Source organism: Dokdonella fugitiva, assembly GCF_004342425.1.
Classification (GTDB): domain Bacteria; phylum Pseudomonadota; class Gammaproteobacteria; order Xanthomonadales; family Rhodanobacteraceae; genus Dokdonella_A; species Dokdonella_A fugitiva.
Genome location: NZ_SLWQ01000003.1, coordinates 149662 through 168354, shown reverse-complemented (window position 1 = coordinate 168354; position 18693 = coordinate 149662). Strand labels below are relative to the sequence as shown.

The following is an 18693-nucleotide window of genomic DNA, read 5'->3' as shown; positions in this document are numbered from 1 at the left end:
CTTCACGTATCAGATCGCATCATCCTGCGATCGAGGAGCCGGGATGCGAGTCGCCCTTGTTTCCACCGCCACCTGCGCGCTCGCGCTCGCGCTGGCGGCGCCCGCTTCCGCCGCGAGCTGGTGCGTGCGCGACCATGTCGAACTTCAGCAGGCCCTCACCGCCGCGGCCGCCTCGCCCGGCGACGACGAGATCCGGCTGCGCGAGGGCGTCTATACGACGTTCAACGGCCCTTTCCTGTATTCCGCGCAGACCACCGGCTGGCTGACGGTATCCGGCGGCTGGTACACGGTCGACGGCAACGACTGCGCGCAGAGGCGCATGGACGCTTCGCGCACGATCCTCGACGGCGCCGGCCAGCACCAGGTCCTGCGCATCTACCTCATCCCGCCCGCGGGTACCACGCAGGAAACGCGCCTCGCGGTGGTCAATCTCAGCGTGCGCAACGGCTACGGTGATTCGGCGACGTTCCAGCGCGGCGGCGGCATCGACATGGGTGCGTACTCGGATGCGTTCACCGAACTCTGGCTCGACAACGTGATCGTCGCGAACAACGAAGGCTACTTCGGCGGCGGTGCGAACCTCTATGCGAACTACGGCGCCGTGCGCGTCGCCAACAGCCTGTTCGACGACAACAGCGCATCGGCGTCGGCATTCGGCCAGGCCGCCATCACCGTCAACGCAACCGCCGAGGGTGTTTCGCCCGCGGTGCTCGTCGCCAACAGCACGTTCGCGCGCGGTCGTTGCGCAGGGCAGGGTTGGCGCGGCTGCGGCATCGGCGCCGGCCTTGCCGGTGGCGTGCACATGGACGTCGTCAACAGCCTGTTCTTCGACAATGCGATATCCGACCTCAACCTCGAGGGCGCCGCGGTGATCGGTCTCGGCGACGGCAGCGCGAGCGCGGACTACAGCCTCGTCGGCATAGTCGGCGGCAACCTGCCGCTGGCGAGGAACCATGAGCTCGCCGGCGATCCGCTGTTCGTCGACGCGGCCAACGGCGACTTCCACCTGCGCGACGAGTCACCCTTCATCAACCAGGCCCTCGCGCCCGTGCCGTTCCCGCCGTTGAACGTGCTCGATCTCGACGCGCTGCCGCGCGACCGCTTCGGCGCGCCCGATCCCGGGCCGTACGAGAACCAGGGCTGGGACTTCCTGTTCGCCGACGGCTACGACTAGCGCAGACGCCGCGGAGAGGGTGCGGGCGGCGGCACGCGCTGCGCGCGTACCGCCCTACACGCGAGCCCGCGCCAACGGCGAACATGTAGGGCGGGTCGAGCCGCGCAGCGGCGAGTCCCGCCGCGCCGACACGCCCCCCTCAGCGTAGCTGCGAAGCCACTCGCCCCCCAAAAGCGACAGGCACCCGAAGGTGCCTGCCGGTCCCTCCCCATCCAGGGCGCGTGCGTCAGAAGATGTACTGCGCCGATACGCCGAGCACGTTGCCCGAGCTCTGGAACGCGCCGCTCAGGTGGTTGAACGTCGACGTCGTGTGGTCGATCGAGCCGTCGTCGACCCACAGGTGGACGAAGCCCGCGTCGAAGCGCCAGTCGGCGCTCGGCTTCCAGCCGACGCCGACCGACAGCCACGTGCGGCTGCCGTCCGGCACGCGCGGCGTGCGGGTGGCGTCGATGGTCGGCGTTTCGTCGTAGGCGACGCCCGCGCGCAAGGTCCATTCGTCGTTGAGGCGGTATTCGCCGCCGAACGAATACATCCAGCTGTCGTCCCAGGTGAATTCCTGTGCGCGCGTGAACGGGCCCATCGCGGCGTCGGAATACTTGATCAGCAGCTGCTCGAAGCTCGACCAGTGCGTGAAGCTGACGTCGGCGCCGATGCTCAGGCGATCGTCGAACGTATGCCACCAGCTCGCGGTCACGTACCACGGCGTGTCGAAGTCGGCCTGGCCCTTCTGGTTGAGGAAGGCGCCACCGAGCAGCGGCAGGATGTTGCTCGGCACCTGGAAGCGCGCATCACCCTCGAGCGTGTGATCGATCTGCGAGTGGTAGTTGAGGCCGATGCGATCGCTCGAGGTCGGCTTCCACAGCAGGCCGACGGTGAATCCGTAGCCCCAGTCGTCGCCCTTGAGGCCGCCGAAGCCGTCGGCTTCCTGCGGCAGCACCGCACCATTCGTCGGCGAGGCGAGGATCGTGCCGAAGTCGACCACCTGGGTCAGTTCCGCGCTCGTGCGCTGCGCGATGATGCTGCCGCCGATCGACCACTGGTCGTTGATCTTGAACGAGGTGGCGAAGCTCAGATCGATCGACTCGAGCTTGGACAGCACGCCTTCGTAGCGCAGCACCGAGCGGTCGCCGTACTCGGTCTCGAAGCCGAACGGCGCGTTGACCGAGGCGCCGATCGACCACTGGTCGTTGATGTGGTGGGTCAGGTAGATCGCCGGCACCGGCTTGGTCACGCCACCGTCGCCGCCGTTGTTGCCGGTCAGCGGGCGGCCGAGCAGGTCGGTGCCGCTGCCGTGGAATTCGGTCTTGAAATTGATGACGTTGAGATCGACCTGGACGCAGTTTTCGCCCGGCAGGTCACCGATCGCGGCCGCGTTGTTGGCGACCATCGAGCAGTCGCCCGGCGCGGACGCGCTGCCCGCGTAGGAACGGCCCAGACCCTGGACGCTGTTTTCCTTGAGCTGGAAACCGCTCGCGTACGCGTCCTGGCCCGCGAGGGCCGCCGCGAGCGCCAATGGCAGGGCGGCGAACGACGGGACGAGCCTGGTCCGACGGGTCTTGTGCTGCATACGGCACTCCTTGGGGCGAACGGTTTCTTTGCGGGTCTGTAACGAATCCGCAGCGATCTTAACGTCAAGTTCGACGATCTGGCCATCGTGCGCTGCCGCAAACGGGTGCGTATGGTCGGCGGCCGATCGGCGCCGCCGCGGCATTCGTGACGGCGACCGCGACGGGCCTCGCCGGCGGCCGCTAACGTTCGCCCTGCCCTCCCCACGAGAAACCCCATGCGCCGATCGAGTCTCTTCAGCCTGCTGCTCGGCCTGCTCCCATACGTCGGCGTACCGGCGACCGCCGGCGCCGCGAGCACGGTGCGCCTGCCGGCGACGATGTGCCCCGGCGGCGATGCGATCTTCGACGACGGCTATGAACCCCGCGTGGTGCCGCACGATCCGTCCGGCGGCAGCGGCGGCAACTTTCCCGGCAACGTCACGCGCACGATCAGCGTGCCCGGCCTCGGCACGCGCAGTTACTACCTGCGCGTGCCGAGCGGCTACCAGCCGTCGCAGGCCGCGCCGCTGCTGCTCGCGCTGCGCGGGCAGGCGCTGCCAGCCGCGAGCGCCGCGCAGCAGGTGCGTGCCGACTGGTCGGGCTGGGCCGATGCGAAGGGCTTCCTCGTGCTCGCACCGGTCGGCAATTCGACCCAGGGCGGCTGGGGCGCGAACGGCGACATCGCGGAAATGAGCGCCGCGCTCGACGATGCGCTCGCCGCGTACAACATCGAGCGCAGCCGCATCTACCTGTGGGGCTATTCCGCCGGCGCGCACTACGGCCATGCGGTCGCGCTGTCGAATACGGACGTGTTCGCCGCCTACGGCGTGAGCGCCGGTTCACTCGAGCAGTACGCCTGCACCGACGATGGTTCGCTGCCGCCGAGCTGCGCGAGCCTGCTCGGTGGCACGCAGCCGAAGATCCCGGTCGACATCCACCTCGGCAACACCGATCCGCTCTACACGCAGTACGGCGCGGGTGGCGATGCGCAGCGCTTCCAGAACGCCGGCTGGATTCCCGGCCGCACGGTCCACTACACCTTGTTCGCCGGCGGGCACGTCTACACCGTCGCCCATCTCGGGCAGATCTGGTCGCACCTGTGCCCCTTCGCGCTCGGCCCCTGAGCGGCTCAGGCGCGGGCGGCGGGATCCTCGCGCGCGAGTTCGGCGATCGCCTCGCGCACGAGCGCGTCGAGGCCGTCGCCCCCCGCCGCGGCATGCGCGTGGATGCGCCGGCGCATGCGCGGTTCCCAGAAGCGGCGGATGTGCGTCGCGATGCCGGTGACGGCGGCGCGGTGGTCCGGTTCGGCGCGGAAGTACGCGCCGATGTCGTTGGCCATCTTCACGAGCTGGTCGAGTCCGCTCACGCGCCCGCGTCCTCCATGCCGATGATGCGCCCGGCGTGCGCGTAGGCGACATGGCTGTCGCCACGCGCGAAGCCGACGAGGGTGAGGTTCGCCTGCGCCGCGAGCTGGATCGCGAGCGCGGTCGGCGCCGAGATCGCCGCGAGCAGGCCGACGCCGAGCGTCGCCGCCTTCTGCACCATCTCGTAACTCGCGCGGCTCGTCACCACCGCGAAGCCGTCGCGTACGTCGAGGCCGCTGCGCACGAGCGCACCGAGCAGCTTGTCGAGCGCGTTGTGCCTGCCGACGTCCTCGCGCAGCAGCACGAGTTCGCCATCGACGCCGGCCCAGCCGGCCGCGTGGGTCGCGCCGGTCGCCGCCGCGAGCGCCTGCCGTGCCTGCAGCGCCGCCAGCGCGCGCGACAGTGCGTGTGCGGCGATGCGCGGCCCGTCGGCGACCGGCTGCGGCTGGCGCAACGCGTCCTCGAGCGCCTGCGCTCCGCACAGCCCGCACCCGCTGCGGCCGGTCAGGTTGCGCTTGCGCTGCTCCAGCGCAGCGGCGCGCGCGGCCGGCACGCGCAACTGGATCTCGATGCCCTCGAGCAAGGTTCGCGTCGCGGCGACGTCGAGTTCCGGGGCGTTCGCGACGATGCCTTCGCTGAGCGAAAACCCGAGCGCGAAGTCATCGAGGTCGCACGGCGTCGCCATCATCACGACGTGGGGGCGTTCGTTGTAGACGAGTGCGACGGGCACTTCCTCGGCGATGCGGTCGTCGGCGCGCTCGAGCACGCCCGCGCGCATGCGCGCGACCGGCCGCTGCACGAAGCCCGCGCGGGTTTCGGCGACGAACGGCATTTCAGCGCGGCTCGTCGATCGCGGACGCGGCGCGCGCCTGCTGCAGCAGGGCGCGTTGCCGTTCGTCGGCGGCGCGGAAGCGCCGCTGCCATCCGGACGGCTGGCTCACGCGCGTGACCTCGACCGCGGTGACCTTGTATTCGGGGCAGTTCGTCGCCCAGTCCGAGTTCTCGGTCGTGATCACGTTCGCGCCCGAACCCGGGAAGTGGAACGTCGTGTAGACGACGCCGGGTTGCATGCGGTCGCTGAGGCGCGCGCGCAGCACGGTCTCCCCGGCGCGGCTCGCGATGCCGACCCAGTCGCCGTCGCTGATGCCGCGCTGCTCGGCGTCATGCGGATGGATCTCGAGCCGGTCCTCGGCATGCCAGCGGTTGTTGTCGGTACGGCGCGTCTGCGCGCCGACGTTGTACTGGCTGAGGATGCGCCCGGTGGTGAGGATGAGCGGATGTTTCGCGGTCACCTTCTCGCTGGTCGGCACGTACTCGGTGAGCATGAAGCGACCCTTGCCGCGCACGAACGCATCGACGTGCATGGTCGGCGTGCCCGCGGGATGCTCGTCGTTGCATGGCCACTGGATGCTGCCGAGCGCGTCGATGCGCGCGAAGCTGATGCCGGCGAACGTCGGCGTGAGCCTCGCGATCTCGTCCATGATCTCGGATGGATGCGCGTAACGCATCGGGTAGCCGAGCGCGTTGGAGAGGAGCTGCGTGACCTCCCAGTCGGCATGGCCACCCCGCGGCTCCATTACCTTGCGCACGCGCGACACGCGCCGTTCGGCATTCGTGAACGTGCCGTCCTTCTCGAGGAAGGTGGACCCCGGCAGGAATACGTGGGCGAATTTCGCGGTCTCGTTGAGGAAGAGGTCCTGCACGACCACGCATTCCATCGCGGCCAGCGCGGCGGTCACGTGCTGCGTGTTCGGATCGGACTGCGCGATGTCCTCGCCCTGGATGTACAGGCCCTTGAACTCGCCGTCGAGCGCGGCCTCGAACATGTTCGGGATGCGCAGCCCTGGCTCCGCCTGCAGCGGCACGCCCCACGCCCGTTCGAACGTCGCGCGCACGGCATCGTCGGCCACGTGCCGGTAGCCGGGGAACTCGTGCGGGAACGAGCCCATGTCGCAAGAGCCCTGCACGTTGTTCTGCCCGCGCAGCGGGTTGACGCCGACGCCGACGCGGCCGAGGTTGCCGGTCGCCATCGCGAGGTTGGCGATCGCCATCACCGCGGTCGAACCCTGCGAATGCTCGGTCACGCCGAGGCCGTAGTAGATCGCCGCATTGCCGCCGGTCGCGTACAGCCGCGCGGCCGCGCGCACCTCGGCCGCGGGCACGCCGGTCACGGCCTCGAGCGCCTCGGGCGAATTCGCCGGCGCCGCGACGAACGCGCGCCAGCGTGCGAACGAATCGGCCTCGCAACGCTCGCGCACGAACGCTTCGTCGACGAGACCCTCGACGACGACGACGTGGGCGAGTGCGTCGAGCAGGGCGACATTGGTGCCCGGTCGCAACTGCAGGTGGTGGTCGGCACGCACGTGCGGCGCGCGCACCAGCTCGATCCGCCGCGGGTCGGCGACGATGAGCCGCGCGCCACGGCGCAGCCGGCGCTTGAGTTGCGAGGCGAACACCGGGTGCGCGTCGGTCGGGTTGGCGCCGATGACGAAGATCACGTCGGCGTGCATGACCGAGTCGAAGTCCTGCGTGCCGGCCGATTCGCCGAGCGTGCTCTTGAGACCGTAGCCGGTCGGCGAATGGCACACGCGCGCGCAGGTGTCGACGTTGTTGCTGCCGAACGCGGCGCGCACGAGCTTCTGCACGAGGTAGGTTTCCTCGTTCGTGCAGCGCGACGAAGTGATGCCGCCGATCGAGTCGCGCCCGTACTTCGCCTGGATGCGGCGGAATTCCGCGGCGACGTGCGCGATCGCCTCGTCCCAGCCCACCTTGCGCCAGGGATCGGAGATCCTCGCGCGCAGCATCGGCTCGAGGATGCGCTCGCGGTGCGTGACGTAGCCGGTCGCGAAGCGTCCCTTCACGCAGGAATGGCCGTGGTTCGCCTGGCCGTCCTTGTTCGGCACCATGCGCACGAGCCGCTCGCCCTGCAGTTCCGCGCGGAACGAGCAACCGACGCCGCAGTAGGCGCAGGTGGTGACGACGCTGCGCGTCGCCTGGCCATGCTCGAGCAGCGACTTCTCCATCAGCGCGCCGGTCGGGCAGGCCTGCACGCAGGCGCCGCAGGAGACGCAGTCCGAGTCCATGAACGGCTCGTCCTGGCCGGCGACGATCGCCGAGGCGTAACCGCGACCCTGCACGGTCAGCGCGAACGTGCCCTGCTGGTCGTCGCAGGCGCGCACGCAGCGCGAGCAGACGATGCATTGCGCAGGATCGAAGCGGAAATACGGGTTGGACGCATCGACCGGCCGCGGCTCCGCTTCGCAGGCGCCATAGCGCGCCACGTCCGCGCCGATCCGCTCGACCATGCGCTGCATCTCGGTGCCGAAGCCGCCGGCAAGCGCATCGGGGGGATGATCGGACAGGTACAGCTCCATCACGCCGCGACGCAGGCGCTCGACCTGCACGCCGCCGGTCGTCACCTTCATCCCCGCCGCGACCGGCGTCGTGCACGAGGCCGGGAAGCCCTTCATGCCTTCGATCTCGACGAGGCACAGGCGGCACGAACCGAACGCGTCGAGCAGCTCGGTCGCGCAGAGCTTCGGGATCTCGATGCCCGCCTCGGCGGCCGCGCGCAATACCGACGTGCCCGCGGGAACGCGCACGTCGACGCCGTCGATCGTCAGCGCGACGAGGTCGGTGGAGGTCGATTTCGGCGTGCCGAGATCGGTTTCGGCGATGGACAGCATGGTCTGTGCTCCGCATTGCCCTTCTCCCGGGGAGAAGGTGTCCCGCAGGGATGGCTAGGGCCCGGTGGGGCGAACGGCGGCGGTCGCTCCGTCGCCGCGCACCACCTTACTCCCGCGGGGTGGAAATCCCGAAATCCTCGCGGAAATGCTTCAACGCGCTGGTGACCGGATCGGGCGTTAGCCCGCCGAGCGCGCACAGCGAGGCATGGCGCATCGTCGTGCACAGGTCCTCGAGCAGGGCGAGCTGCCGCTCGCGATCGATGCCCGCGCGCAGGCGGTCGAGCACCTCGACCCCGCGCGTCGAGCCGATCCGGCACGGCGTGCACTTGCCGCACGATTCCACCGCGCAGAATTCCATCGCATGGCGCGCCTGTTCCGCCATGTCGACGCTGTCGTCGAACGCGACGATGCCGCCGTGGCCGAGCATCGCGCCGATCGACGCGAACGCTTCGTAGTCGAGCGGCGTGTCGAACTGCGATTCGGGCAGGTATGCGCCGAGCGGCCCGCCGACCTGCACCGCACGGATCGGCCGACCGCTGTACGAACCGCCGCCCCAGTCGTAGAGGAGCTCGCGCAGGGTCACGCCGAACGCCTTCTCGACGAGGCCGGTGCGTTTGAGGTTGCCGGCGAGCTGGATCGGCAGGGTGCCGCGCGAGCGCCCCACGCCGTAGTCGCGGTAGTACGCCGCGCCACGTTCGAGGATCAGCGGCACCGAGGCGAGCGAGATCACGTTGTTGACGACGGTCGGCCGGCCGAACAGCCCCTTGATCGCCGGCAGCGGCGGCTTGAAGCGTACCTGGCCGCGCTTGCCTTCGAGGCTGTCGAGCAGCGAGGTTTCCTCGCCGCAGATGTACGCACCCGCGCCGATCCGCACTTCGAGGTCGAAGCGGCGGCCGCTGCCGCGGATGTCCGCGCCGAGCCAGCCGGCGGCATAGGCGTTCGCGATCGCCGCATCGAGCGCGCGGCGGGCATGCGGGTACTCGCTGCGCAGGTAGATGTAGCCTTGCGTCGCGCCGACGGCGATGCCGGCGATCGTCATGCCTTCGACGAGGCAGAGCGGGTCACCTTCCATGAGCATGCGATCGGAGAACGTGCCCGAATCGCCTTCGTCGGCGTTGCAGACGACGTATTTCGAGGGCTGGGGGCCTGCGGCCGGCTGCGTAACCGGCGCATCGAGGACCGTCTTCCACTTGAGGCCGGTCGGAAACGCGGCGCCGCCGCGGCCGCGCAGGCCGGAGTCGATCACCACCTTCACGATGTCCGCAGGCGCCATCGCCAGCGCGTTGCGCAGGCCGCGAAAGCCGCCGTGCGCGACGTAGTCGGCGATGCCGAGTGGATCGGTGACGCCGACGCGAGCGAAGCAGAGGCGATCCTGCCGCGCGAGCCAGTCGAGCGACTCGACCGGGCCGACGCGCGCGGGATGCGCGCCCGCCCGGGTGAACCCCGCGTCGAACAGCCCGGCGACGTCACGCGCCGCGACCGGTCCATAGCCGATGCGCGTCGACGCGCCATTCGTGGCGACCTCGACTTCGACCAGCGGTTCGAGCCAGAACATCCCGCGCGAACCGGTGCGCACGAGGTCGATCGCGATGCCGCGCTCGCGCGCGACCGCTTCGATCGCGCGTGCGGTCGCGTCGGCGCCGAGTGCGAGCGCGCTCGCGTCACGCGACACGTACACGCGCAGCGGCATCGATGCTGCGGGCAGGCTCACCGCCGCAGCTCCGCGACGAGGGCATCGAACGAAGCCGGCGTCACGCGCGCGTGCAAGCCATCGTCGTCGACGAGCAGCGACGGGCCGCAGCCGCAGTTGCCGAGGCAGTACACGGGCTCGAGCGTGAGCGCGCCGTCCGCAGTCGTGCCGTGCCAGTCGATGCCGAGTACCTGCTTCACGTGCGCCTCGAGCGCGCGCGCGCCGAGTGCCTGGCACGCCTCGGCGCGGCACAGGCGCACGACGTGGCGGCCCGGCGGCGTGCTGCGGAAATGGTGGTAGAAGCTGACCACGCCGTGCACTTCGGCTCGACCGAGGTCGAGCGCGCGCGCGATCGACGGCAGCGCCGCGGGGGGCACCCAGCCGAGCGCGTCCTGGATGCCGTGCAGGATCGGCAGCAGCGCGCCCGGGCGGCCACGGTGCAAGGCGAGCACCGCGTCCACCGCGGCGCGCTGGCCGAGCGTCATGTCGCCGTCGGCCGGCGACGAATCATGCGTTGATGGCGTGTCGCCCATGCTCGTGCGCGCCACCATGCCCCTGCGACGCGAAAAATCCGGATCGGATCCCGACTCTGCACCACGACGCCCGCTGCTGCAACCGCGGAACGCGACGCTGCAGTGCGCCATGCGCCGCCGTGCACGTGGGCACTCACTCGATCCAGTCGTAGCCGTCGGCGAAGATCGTGTCGCCGAAGCGGATCGGCACGACGTACGGCAGCTCGCCTTCGCTCGCCGTCGCGGCGCCGACCAGGCCGAGGTCCATGTCGGCGGGCGGCGCGGTCGACACGAATTCGAAGTGGTAGAGCGTGCCCCAGTCGAGGCTGTTCGCACCGGCCGGAGCGCTCCACGTGACCGCCGCCGTCGTCGTCGCGACCGCCCAGTCGTTGCCGGCATCGAGGTCGGCGTCGTCGAAGCGCGTGTCGCTGACGATCGCGCCCGCGGCGAGCGGCACGCTGAAGCGCACGAAGCCGTGGTTGGCGTCGAGCTTGAGGTTCGGTTCGGACGGATGCGCCGGGTCGACCTGCGCGTGCGCGTAGTCGAAATTGGCCACCGCGAACTCGTAGCGCCAGTGCCCGCTGCCCGCGGGACGTACGCGCACCGCGACGCGTGCGCGGCCGAGCGGCGTGGCGAGTTCGGTGTTCACCGCGTTGACGAGGGCGACCGCAGGGCTCACCCAGTGGGCGAGCATGGAACCGGCGTGGTAGTCCGCGCCGGCGGGCACGTCGCCGACGAGCGTGACGTCCCACGCCGACGACGGCGGCTGCGTGCCGAGGTCGGACTTGCCGAAGGCGACTTCGCGGTAGGCCATGGAGTCGTAGATCGCGTCGTCGTCGCGCACGACGTACCAGTACTCGAGGTAGTAGCGCGCGCCGGTCGCCTTCGGCGGCGACAGGTCGCTCTCGTCGACGACCATGCGGTACTGGAACAGGTCCTGCGCGCCCGAGCCGTCGTCGTTGACGCCGTCGCAGTCCTCGTCGTAGATCGAACCGCAGCGGCCCCAGATGGCCGTGTGCGGGACGATTTCCGAACGCGGGCCGAGGTAGGTGCTGCCGTCGTTGTTGTAGTTGGAGTAGGTGTCCTCGCACTGGGGGTAGATCACGTGGCCGGGGCCGCAACCGGGATCGGTGCAGGCGAAGTTGACCGTGTAGAACGCGTGCTTGACGCCCGACGCGCCGATCTGCCGGATGCGCCCGGCCGCGTCGACGCGGTAGAGGTTCCAGATGAGGTAGGGATGCTGGTCGTTGCCGTAGGGCGGTTGCGGCACGCCTTCCGCGCCGGGCTGGTCGCGGTTGAACTTCTCGTACCACGCGACCGCGGTCGTGCCGCTGTTGCGCAGGCTGGAGTCGGCATTGACGACGATGCGGCAGTTCGTGCTCGACGGCGTGCAGTCGCCGCTGTCGCGCTTGACGTAGACCGAATCGCTCCAGCCGTTCCAGGTCACCGCGCCGTAGATCATCGAAATGCCCGCGGGATTCCCCGGCGTCGGCCACGGCGCGTCGCAGGTGCCGCCGTCGGGCGCGAACGTGGCCGACGTCGACGCGTGCAGGTCGAGTCCGCCGATCGGCGCCCCCGCACGCGCGCCGAGCAGCGCGGCGAGGCGCGGCGCGAGGCGCAGGTTCATGTGACGCATCGCGAAGACGTCGCGCGCATCGCCCTCGAAGCCGTAGTGCGCATGGTCGGCGGTGAACCAGGTGCGCCCCTGCGCGTCGACGAGGTCGAGGCCGAGGCGCGTGTCCGGGCTCGCGCGCAGGGCGAAGCCGCGCAGGTCGATCACCTCGCCGCGATGGCGCAACACGAGGCCGCCCGCGTGGCGCAGCGAGCCGCCACCGATGCCGGTCAGCACCGCGCCGCGATGGTTCAACTGCAGGTCGCTTGCGGCGAGCGCGGCGAACTCGCTGGCGTCGTAACGACGACCGGGTACGCCGGGCACGCGCTCGAGCGCGCCGTCGACGCGCTCGATCGCCAGGTCGAGGCGGCGCAGCGCATCCGGGTTGAACTCGATCCGCGTGCGACCGCCCCAGGCGAACCAGCTGCCGTCGCCCGCCGGCGCGAGCGCGCCGGACGCAGCGGACGCCGGTACGCCGGCGGTCGACACGGCGGCGACGAACATCGCGAGCAACGATGCGCGCATGGCCTCTCCGACGGGCGGCGACGCGACGCCGCCTGGTCCGATCGAGGCTAGCACAACGCCTGCGCGGCGACGTGCGCGCCGTCGCGTTTCCGGTGGTCGCCGTTGCCGCACGCGCTCCATCGCGCGGCTACACTCGTGTCCACACGGCGCTCGCCGTGGCGTTTTGCACCGGAAGTCCCGTGCAGGAACCTGGATGACCGAGCCGCTGCCGAATCTGCGCGAGTTGTTCGAATACGCGCTCGCCCTCGCGCCAGGCGAACGCGCGGCCTGGCTCGCCGACCATCCGTCGCCGACGCGCACGACGCTCGAACGCATGCTCGCGGCCGATGCGGCGCGCGACGCGCCGCTCGACGGTTCCTTCGAGGACCTGCTCGGCCGCGTCGGCGAGGCCGAGCCCGAGCCGCCGCTCGCGGAAAGCGGGGCGATGATCGGTCCGTTCGTGCTCGGCGATCGCCTCGGCGAAGGCGGCAGCTCGATCGTGTTCCGCGCGACGCGCGAGCAGGCCGGCGTGTGCCAGGTGGTCGCGCTCAAGCTGCTGCGCCGGGGCATCTACACCGCCGACGAGCAGCGGCGCTTCCGCAGCGAGCGCCGCGCGCTCGCCCAGCTGCGCCATCCGGGCATCGCGCGCCTCATCGAAGGCGGCGTGACCGAGGCAGGCGTGCCCTACATCGCGCTCGAGCTCGTCGAAGGCGTGCCGATCACCGAGCACGCGCGCCGGGCGCGGCTCGACCTGCGCGCCCGCCTGCGCCTGTTCGTCGCGGTCTGCCGCGCGGTCGAGGCCGCGCATCGCGCGCTGATCGTGCATCGCGACCTCAAGCCGTCGAACGTGCTGGTCACCGCGGACGGCGAGGTCAAGCTGCTCGACTTCGGCATCGCCAAGCTGCTCGACGCCGATGACGGCGGCGACGCGACGCGCACGCATGCGATCGCGATGACGCCGGCCTACGCGGCGCCCGAACAGTTCCGGCACGGGCTGGTGACCGCGGCGACCGACGTCTATGCGCTCGGCGTGCTGCTCGGCGAACTGCTGACCGGGCACCGGCGCGAACCGGGCGACACGCGCACGCTGTCGGCGCAGGCGCATGCCGCGACGCCCGATGCGCCGCTGCCGCCGGCGGCGCTGCGGCGCGCGTTGCGCGGCGACCTCGACAACATCGTGCTGCGCGCGATCGATGCCGAACCCGAGCGTCGCTACGCGAGCGCCGGCGCGTTCGCCGACGACCTCGAGCGGCACCTGGAAGGCCAACCCGTGCTGGCGCATCCGCCGTCGCGGCGCTACCGCGCGCGCAAGTTCGTCGCGCGCCATCGCGGCGGCGTCGCGGCGGCGCTGGTCGTGTCCGTGGCGATCGTCGCCGCGCTCGGCTTCGCGCTGTGGCAGGCCGACGTCGCCCGCGCGCAGGCGCGCCGCGCGGCGACGATCAAGGATTTCCTCATCGACATGTTCCGCGCGAGCGACCCGCGCGTCGCGCAGGACAAGCCGCGCGGCCAGGTCACCGCGCGCGAACTGCTCGACGCGACCGCGCCGCGCATCGCGGGCGAGTTCAGCGACGACGCACAGACGCAGGTCGAGCTGCTCGGCGTGGCCGCGTCGATCTACCGTGAACTCGGCGACGATGCGCGCTACCACGCGCTGCACGAGCAGCAGGTCGAACTCGCGCGGCGCGCGTTCGGCGACGCGCACCCGGCGATCATCGATGGCCTGCTCGACGACGCCTGGCACGCGAGCGGCCGCAACGACTATGCCGCCGCACGCCACCTGCTCGCCCAGGCCGATCCACTGATCCGCCGCGCGGGCCTCGACCGCAGCGTCCAGCGCGCACGCTGGTGGGTGATCCAGGCCGGGCTGTTCACCAGCAACGCGGCCGAGCGCGCGCAGTCGCGGGTCGCACTCGACCGCGCGATCGCTTTGTACGCGCGCGTCGCGCCGACCGCGCCGGGTTACGTGCATGCGCTCGGCATGCTCGCCTTCCGCCTCGCCGGCGACGATCCGCACGCGGCGGAACAGGCCTACCTGCGCGCGATCGACGCTGCCGAGGCGAGCCATCGCCGCGACGACGGCGAGTTGCAGCAGTTGATCCTGCCGGGGCTCGCCGCCGCGCGCGAGGACCAGGGCGACTATGCCGGCGCCGAGCGCGCGTACGAGCAGGGCGCCGAACTCGCGCGCCGCACGTACGGCGAGGACCACAGCACCGCATGGGTGCCCGCGGCGCAGCACGCCTGGATGGTGCACCGGCAGGGCGATCGCCAACGCGCGCTCGCCTTGTTCGACCACCTGCTCGCGATGATCCCGGCCGACTGGGACACCGATTCCTACGACGAGTACGCACGCGAATTTTACGCGGCGAGCCTCGCCGCCGAAGGCCGCGCGGCCGAAGCGATTCCGATCCTCGAGGCGGCCCAGCGCGCCTATCTCGCCCGGCCCGGCGTCGACTACGAGCTGCGCCGCAACCGGCTCATCCTCGGCGATGCCTACGACCGCGTCGGGCGCATCGACGACGCACGCGCGATGATCGAGGCATCGCTCGACGAGCGCATCGAGAAGGAGCCCGCCGACGCACGCACCCTGCTCGATGCACGCGAGCGCTGGGGCCGCTTCCTGCTCGACCGCGGCGAATTCGCCGCCGCCGAGCGCGAGTTCAGCGAAGTACTCGCCCAGCAGCACGGCCGCCACCTCGTGACGGCCGCGCTCGCCGAGGGCGACTTCGCCCGGCTCGCGCTCGCGCGCGACGACGTCGCTGGCGCGGTTGCCGCGAGCACGCGCGCGGTCGATGCGTTCGAGCACGTGGTCGGGCGCCGCGACGTGCGCAGCGGGCCGTACCTCTGGCTCGTGCACGCCGAGGCGCTGCGCCGCAGCGGCGATCGCGCGGCCGCGCGCAGCTGGGCGCAACGGGCACTCGAGGCGAGCCGGCGCTACGACGCGCCGGGTGCGGCATCGATCGCGCGCGCGGAGGCGGTGTTGCGGATGGTGGAACAGGGCTGAGGGCCGGTCGCGCTTCGCGCACCTCGTCGCATGGTGGCGGTGGAGCGGGCCCCGGTGAATACGTATGCTGCGCGCTCCCATGGAGAAGGAGTGCCATCGCATGAAGAACCGCATCGCCGTCGCCGTCGCCGTCAGCCTGTTCGTCGCCGGTGTCGGCGTCGGCTACGCCGCGCAGAAGGTCGCCGCATCGACGTTCCAGGGCAAGTCGAAGGAAGACGCCGCGCGTGCGTTGCTCGACATCGCGCGCGTGCAGGCGAAGGACGGCAGCTGGGAGCGCATCGCGATCGGCCGCGTGCTCTATCTCGGCGGACACAAGGCGGAAGGCCAGGCCATCTTCGACGGCCTGCTCGGCGGCGAGCACGAGGACAGCGACGAGTTCCGCATCGCACGCGTCTACCGCGAGGCGGGCGAGTGGGCGAAGGCGAAACCGCTGTTCGACAAGTTCGCCGCGAACAATCCGAAGGACGAGAAAGGGCTCGCCGAGATCGGCGCGTTCTACCTGCTCAACGGCGACCGCGCCACCGCCGAGAAGCTGTTCGAGCGCTCGTTCGGCATCGCCGCCGAGTTCTGGGCGACGGTCGGCGCTGCCGGCGCGTATCTCGGCGTCGTGCCCGAAGAGTGATCGCGGCGGCCGCGCGCTGCGACGCTGCAGCGCGCTGCCGCGTCGGTTCGCAGAGGGGCTCCCGGGGGACCGACGTGAAGGCCATCTGCTGCGCGGGATTCATCGTCGCGGGCGCTGCACTCGCGAATCCGGCCGGCGCGGGCGAGATCTGGCGTAACGACTTCGTCGTCTCCGCACCGCCGACGCTCGATGCGTTCGTGCCGTCGGCGGCGCCCCTGAAGCCGGCCGCGGCGGTCGCGTTCGCGGACGGCGGCGACGTCGTCTACGGGGCGCTCGCGCCGAACGCACTCGACGTCGAAGTCGTGCGCGTACGCGCCGATGGGAGCGTGCGCTGGAGTTTCGCGTTCGACACCACGGTGGCGATCGCAGCGCTGCTCGCCGACGGCGACGGCGGCGCGACCGTCGCGTACGCCGATCCCGAGGACGACGATCGCGCCAACCGCATCGTGCATGTCGGAGCCGACGGCCAGCTCGGCTGGTCGCGCACGCTGCCGTCGGGATGGCTCGCGCGCATTTCGACCGGGCGCATCGCGAGCGCGGGGCGCTCGCGCCTGAGCGTCCTCGATACGAGCACGGGCGATGTCATCTGGCAACGCGTACTTTCGCGTGCGAGCTACGGTGACGCGGGTGGCCTCGTCGTCGATGCGGCGTCGAACCTGTACGTTTCGGCGCCGTCCGGTAACGGCGCGTTCCGCACGCTCAAGTACGACGCCGACGGCACCCTGCTGTGGAGCGCGACGACGACCGACAGCGATCGCGGCGGCGTCGTTGCCGTCGGCACCGGCACGCTCTACGTGCGCGCAGGTTTCGACGTGCGCGCACTCGACGTCGCCGACGGCAATGTCGCCTGGAGTTCGTTCGTTGGCGATGCGGCGATCGTTCGCCTCAGTGCGGACTCGTCCGCGGAACCCATCGTCGCGACCGCGTCGGGCATCACGCGTCTCGTCGCCGGGGATGGCACTACGCGCTGGAACAAGCCGCTCGCGGACATCCTCGGCATCGACGTGCTCGACGATGCGCTGCTGGTCGCGACGTCGTCGAGGCGCGCACGCCTCGACCCGGACAACGGTGCGATCGTCTGGAGCGCCGTCTACGGCGACGGGCCGCGGCTGCCGCTCGGTGTCGGCGCGCGCAGCGGCAACGAAGCACGGGCGATTGCTCGCCCTGCGGCAACCGCGCCCGGCATCGCACGCGCGATCGACGAACGCATCGACCTCGCGAGCGGCGCGACGGTTGCATCGACGGACGTCGCAGCGATCGATCACGGCGTGGATGCCACGAGCGTGCTCGACGCCGACGGTCGCGTGCTCGACGCCGGTGCCAGCCAACACGCCGACGGACCGCGCCTGCAGCTGCGCGCGATCGACGGCGCGAGCGGTACCGAGCTCTGGCGCACGAACGATGCGATCGCACCGCCCGGCAATGCGTTCGCGCCCGCGCTGTCGCGCGCGCGACCGGCGGTCGCGAGCGGTGGTGACGTCGTCGCCGTCGTGCAGGTCCTCGGCGACGGCGGTCTCTGCGCGAGCAATGCCGCGTGGACGCGCGTGGCCGCATACGCTCGCGCCGACGGCACGAGACGTTGGGTGAGCTGGTTGCGCGATGCCGACGCGCTGTACTGCCCGTACGCGTCCGAACCCGTCGCTGACGCCACGGGCAACACGTTCGTCTCCATCGTCACGCTCGTCTCGTGCCCGGTGGCGCCGAGTCTCGGTTGCCAGCGCCGCACGCTGTACAAGCTCGCGGCGGCGGATGGCGCCGTGCTCTGGCGACACGACGAGGCGGTCGATGCAGGTATCGAGGGGCTCGTGCTGTCGCCGGCGCCGCTCACGCTCGTCGACGGCGACGTCGTCCTCGCCGGCGGCTTCCTCGATGCGCCGGCGACCGCGCTGCGAGTGGCCGGCGCCGACGGCTCGATCGTGTGGGGCTCGCATGTGTTCGATGGGCTCCGGCCCGGCGACACGCTCGATCGCCTCGGCGACGGCTCGCTGGTCGCTTACGGGGGCACCGATTCGAGCTATTCGTGGGCTCGCCTGGATGTCGCGACCGGCAACGCGACGTGGACGAATACGGTCTCGTGGGTGCCGTGCTACGACGCCGGTTGCAACGGTTACGGCGCGTCGCTGATCCTGCCCGGCGGCGACAAGATCGTACCGTTCCAGCGGGACTATGCGCCCTGGCTCAAACGCCAGCACAACGACGGCAGCGGTACCGTCGACGAGTGGATGCTCGGCGAATCGTCGCCCATCCTGTCCTCGTCGGTATCGCAGGTCCTGCGTGACCCGGACGGCCAACTGCATGTCTACCTGCGGCGCCGCCACCGCTTCACGGGATCGGCGACCTTCCTCGCCGCACTCGATGCGCAAGGTGCGCTGCTGGGGCAGCAGGCGGTGTACGCGTACGATGGCGATCTCACCGATGCCTCGTCATACCCCGCTCCGTTGGCGATGCCGGCGGCGAATCGACTGCTCGCGCACACGGTCGCGACGCGACTGCCGTCGCCCACGACCGCGGGCGTCGCCCTGTACGACACCAGTGTGACTGCCCACGGCAACCTCGCCCTGACGCTCGACGCCGACCGCACGCAGGTCGCCGCGGACATGCCGCTCGCATTCCACCTGCACGTCACCTACGCCGGCGACGCGCCGATCGCCGGCGCACGCCTCGTCGCGAACCTGCCGTGGGCGAGCGGCATCGCCGGCGCGACATGCGCGGTGCAGTCCGGCGGCGACTGCACGCTCGACACGCGGACCGGCAACGTGCGCGCGACGTTCGATCTCGCGCCGGGCGGCACGGTCGACGTGTCGGGTTCCGTGCGCGTGCTCGATGCCGACGGGGAAACCCCTGCGATGACCGCGACGACGTACGGCCCCACAGGCTTGAGCGAATCCGACACGATCGACAACTTCGCGCGCGTCGATCTGATCCAGAGCTTGTTCGTCGACGGCTTCGACGACTGAGGTCCCGCGGCCGATACGCGCTAC

The 18693-nt window shown here is 70.9% G+C and carries 12 protein-coding genes; 5 read left to right on the top strand and 7 right to left on the bottom strand.

What is annotated here, in order from left to right; genetic code table 11:
* Window positions 1–43 precede the first annotated feature (43 nt).
* Window positions 44–1174, top strand: coding sequence for a hypothetical protein (locus tag EV148_RS07565; RefSeq protein WP_131995956.1), 1131 nt, complete (start codon window positions 44–46; stop codon window positions 1172–1174).
* 226 nt (window positions 1175–1400) lie between these two features.
* Here EV148_RS07565 and EV148_RS07560 read toward each other — a convergent pair whose 3' ends face one another.
* On the bottom strand, window positions 1401–2741 hold the full coding sequence (locus EV148_RS07560) for an OmpP1/FadL family transporter (RefSeq protein WP_158287370.1): 1341 nt from the start codon (window positions 2739–2741) through the stop codon (window positions 1401–1403).
* 216 nt (window positions 2742–2957) lie between these two features.
* Here EV148_RS07560 and EV148_RS07555 point away from each other — a divergent pair, with 216 nt between their 5' ends.
* Window positions 2958–3845 (top strand): alpha/beta hydrolase family protein, encoded by an 888-nt coding sequence (locus EV148_RS07555; protein WP_131995950.1) that lies wholly within the window; start codon window positions 2958–2960, stop codon window positions 3843–3845.
* Window positions 3846–3850: 5 nt separating this feature from the next.
* Here the strand turns inward: EV148_RS07555 and EV148_RS07550 are convergent, their stop codons facing one another.
* From EV148_RS07550 to EV148_RS07525, 6 genes are all read right to left on the bottom strand, one after another.
* Window positions 3851–4087: a formate dehydrogenase subunit delta gene (locus EV148_RS07550; RefSeq protein ID WP_241988020.1), complete on the bottom strand. Its 237-nt coding sequence runs from the start codon at window positions 4085–4087 to the stop codon at window positions 3851–3853.
* Complete coding sequence (gene fdhD, locus EV148_RS07545) at window positions 4084–4917, bottom strand: formate dehydrogenase accessory sulfurtransferase FdhD (RefSeq protein WP_131995946.1); 834 nt, start codon at window positions 4915–4917, stop codon at window positions 4084–4086. The genes EV148_RS07550 and fdhD overlap by 4 nt, the downstream gene beginning before the upstream one ends.
* Window position 4918: 1 nt before the next feature.
* Window positions 4919–7771: a formate dehydrogenase subunit alpha gene (gene fdhF, locus EV148_RS07540; protein WP_131995943.1), complete on the bottom strand. Its 2853-nt coding sequence runs from the start codon at window positions 7769–7771 to the stop codon at window positions 4919–4921.
* A 106-nt stretch (window positions 7772–7877) separates the two neighbouring features.
* Entirely contained in the window at window positions 7878–9482 is a 1605-nt protein-coding gene (locus EV148_RS07535) for a formate dehydrogenase beta subunit (RefSeq protein ID WP_241988019.1), read from the bottom strand.
* Complete coding sequence (locus EV148_RS07530) at window positions 9479–10012, bottom strand: formate dehydrogenase subunit gamma (protein WP_241988018.1); 534 nt, start codon at window positions 10010–10012, stop codon at window positions 9479–9481. Before EV148_RS07530 ends, EV148_RS07535 begins: the two co-directional genes overlap by 4 nt.
* A 115-nt stretch (window positions 10013–10127) precedes the next feature.
* Window positions 10128–12110 carry a hypothetical protein gene (locus EV148_RS07525; RefSeq protein ID WP_131995940.1) on the bottom strand — a complete coding sequence of 661 codons (1983 nt, stop codon included), beginning with the start codon at window positions 12108–12110 and terminating at the stop codon, window positions 10128–10130.
* A gap of 193 nt (window positions 12111–12303) precedes the next feature.
* On the opposite strand from EV148_RS07525, the gene EV148_RS07520 reads away from it, so the two are divergent.
* From EV148_RS07520 to EV148_RS07515, 3 genes are all read left to right on the top strand, one after another.
* Window positions 12304–15090, top strand: coding sequence for a serine/threonine-protein kinase (locus EV148_RS07520; protein WP_131995937.1), 2787 nt, complete (start codon window positions 12304–12306; stop codon window positions 15088–15090).
* 100 nt (window positions 15091–15190) lie between these two features.
* Window positions 15191–15712, top strand: coding sequence for a tetratricopeptide repeat protein (locus tag EV148_RS18425; RefSeq protein WP_158287369.1), 522 nt, complete (start codon window positions 15191–15193; stop codon window positions 15710–15712).
* A gap of 74 nt (window positions 15713–15786) precedes the next feature.
* On the top strand, window positions 15787–18669 hold the full coding sequence (locus tag EV148_RS07515) for an outer membrane protein assembly factor BamB family protein (protein WP_158287368.1): 2883 nt from the start codon (window positions 15787–15789) through the stop codon (window positions 18667–18669).
* Window positions 18670–18693: the final 24 nt, after the last annotated feature.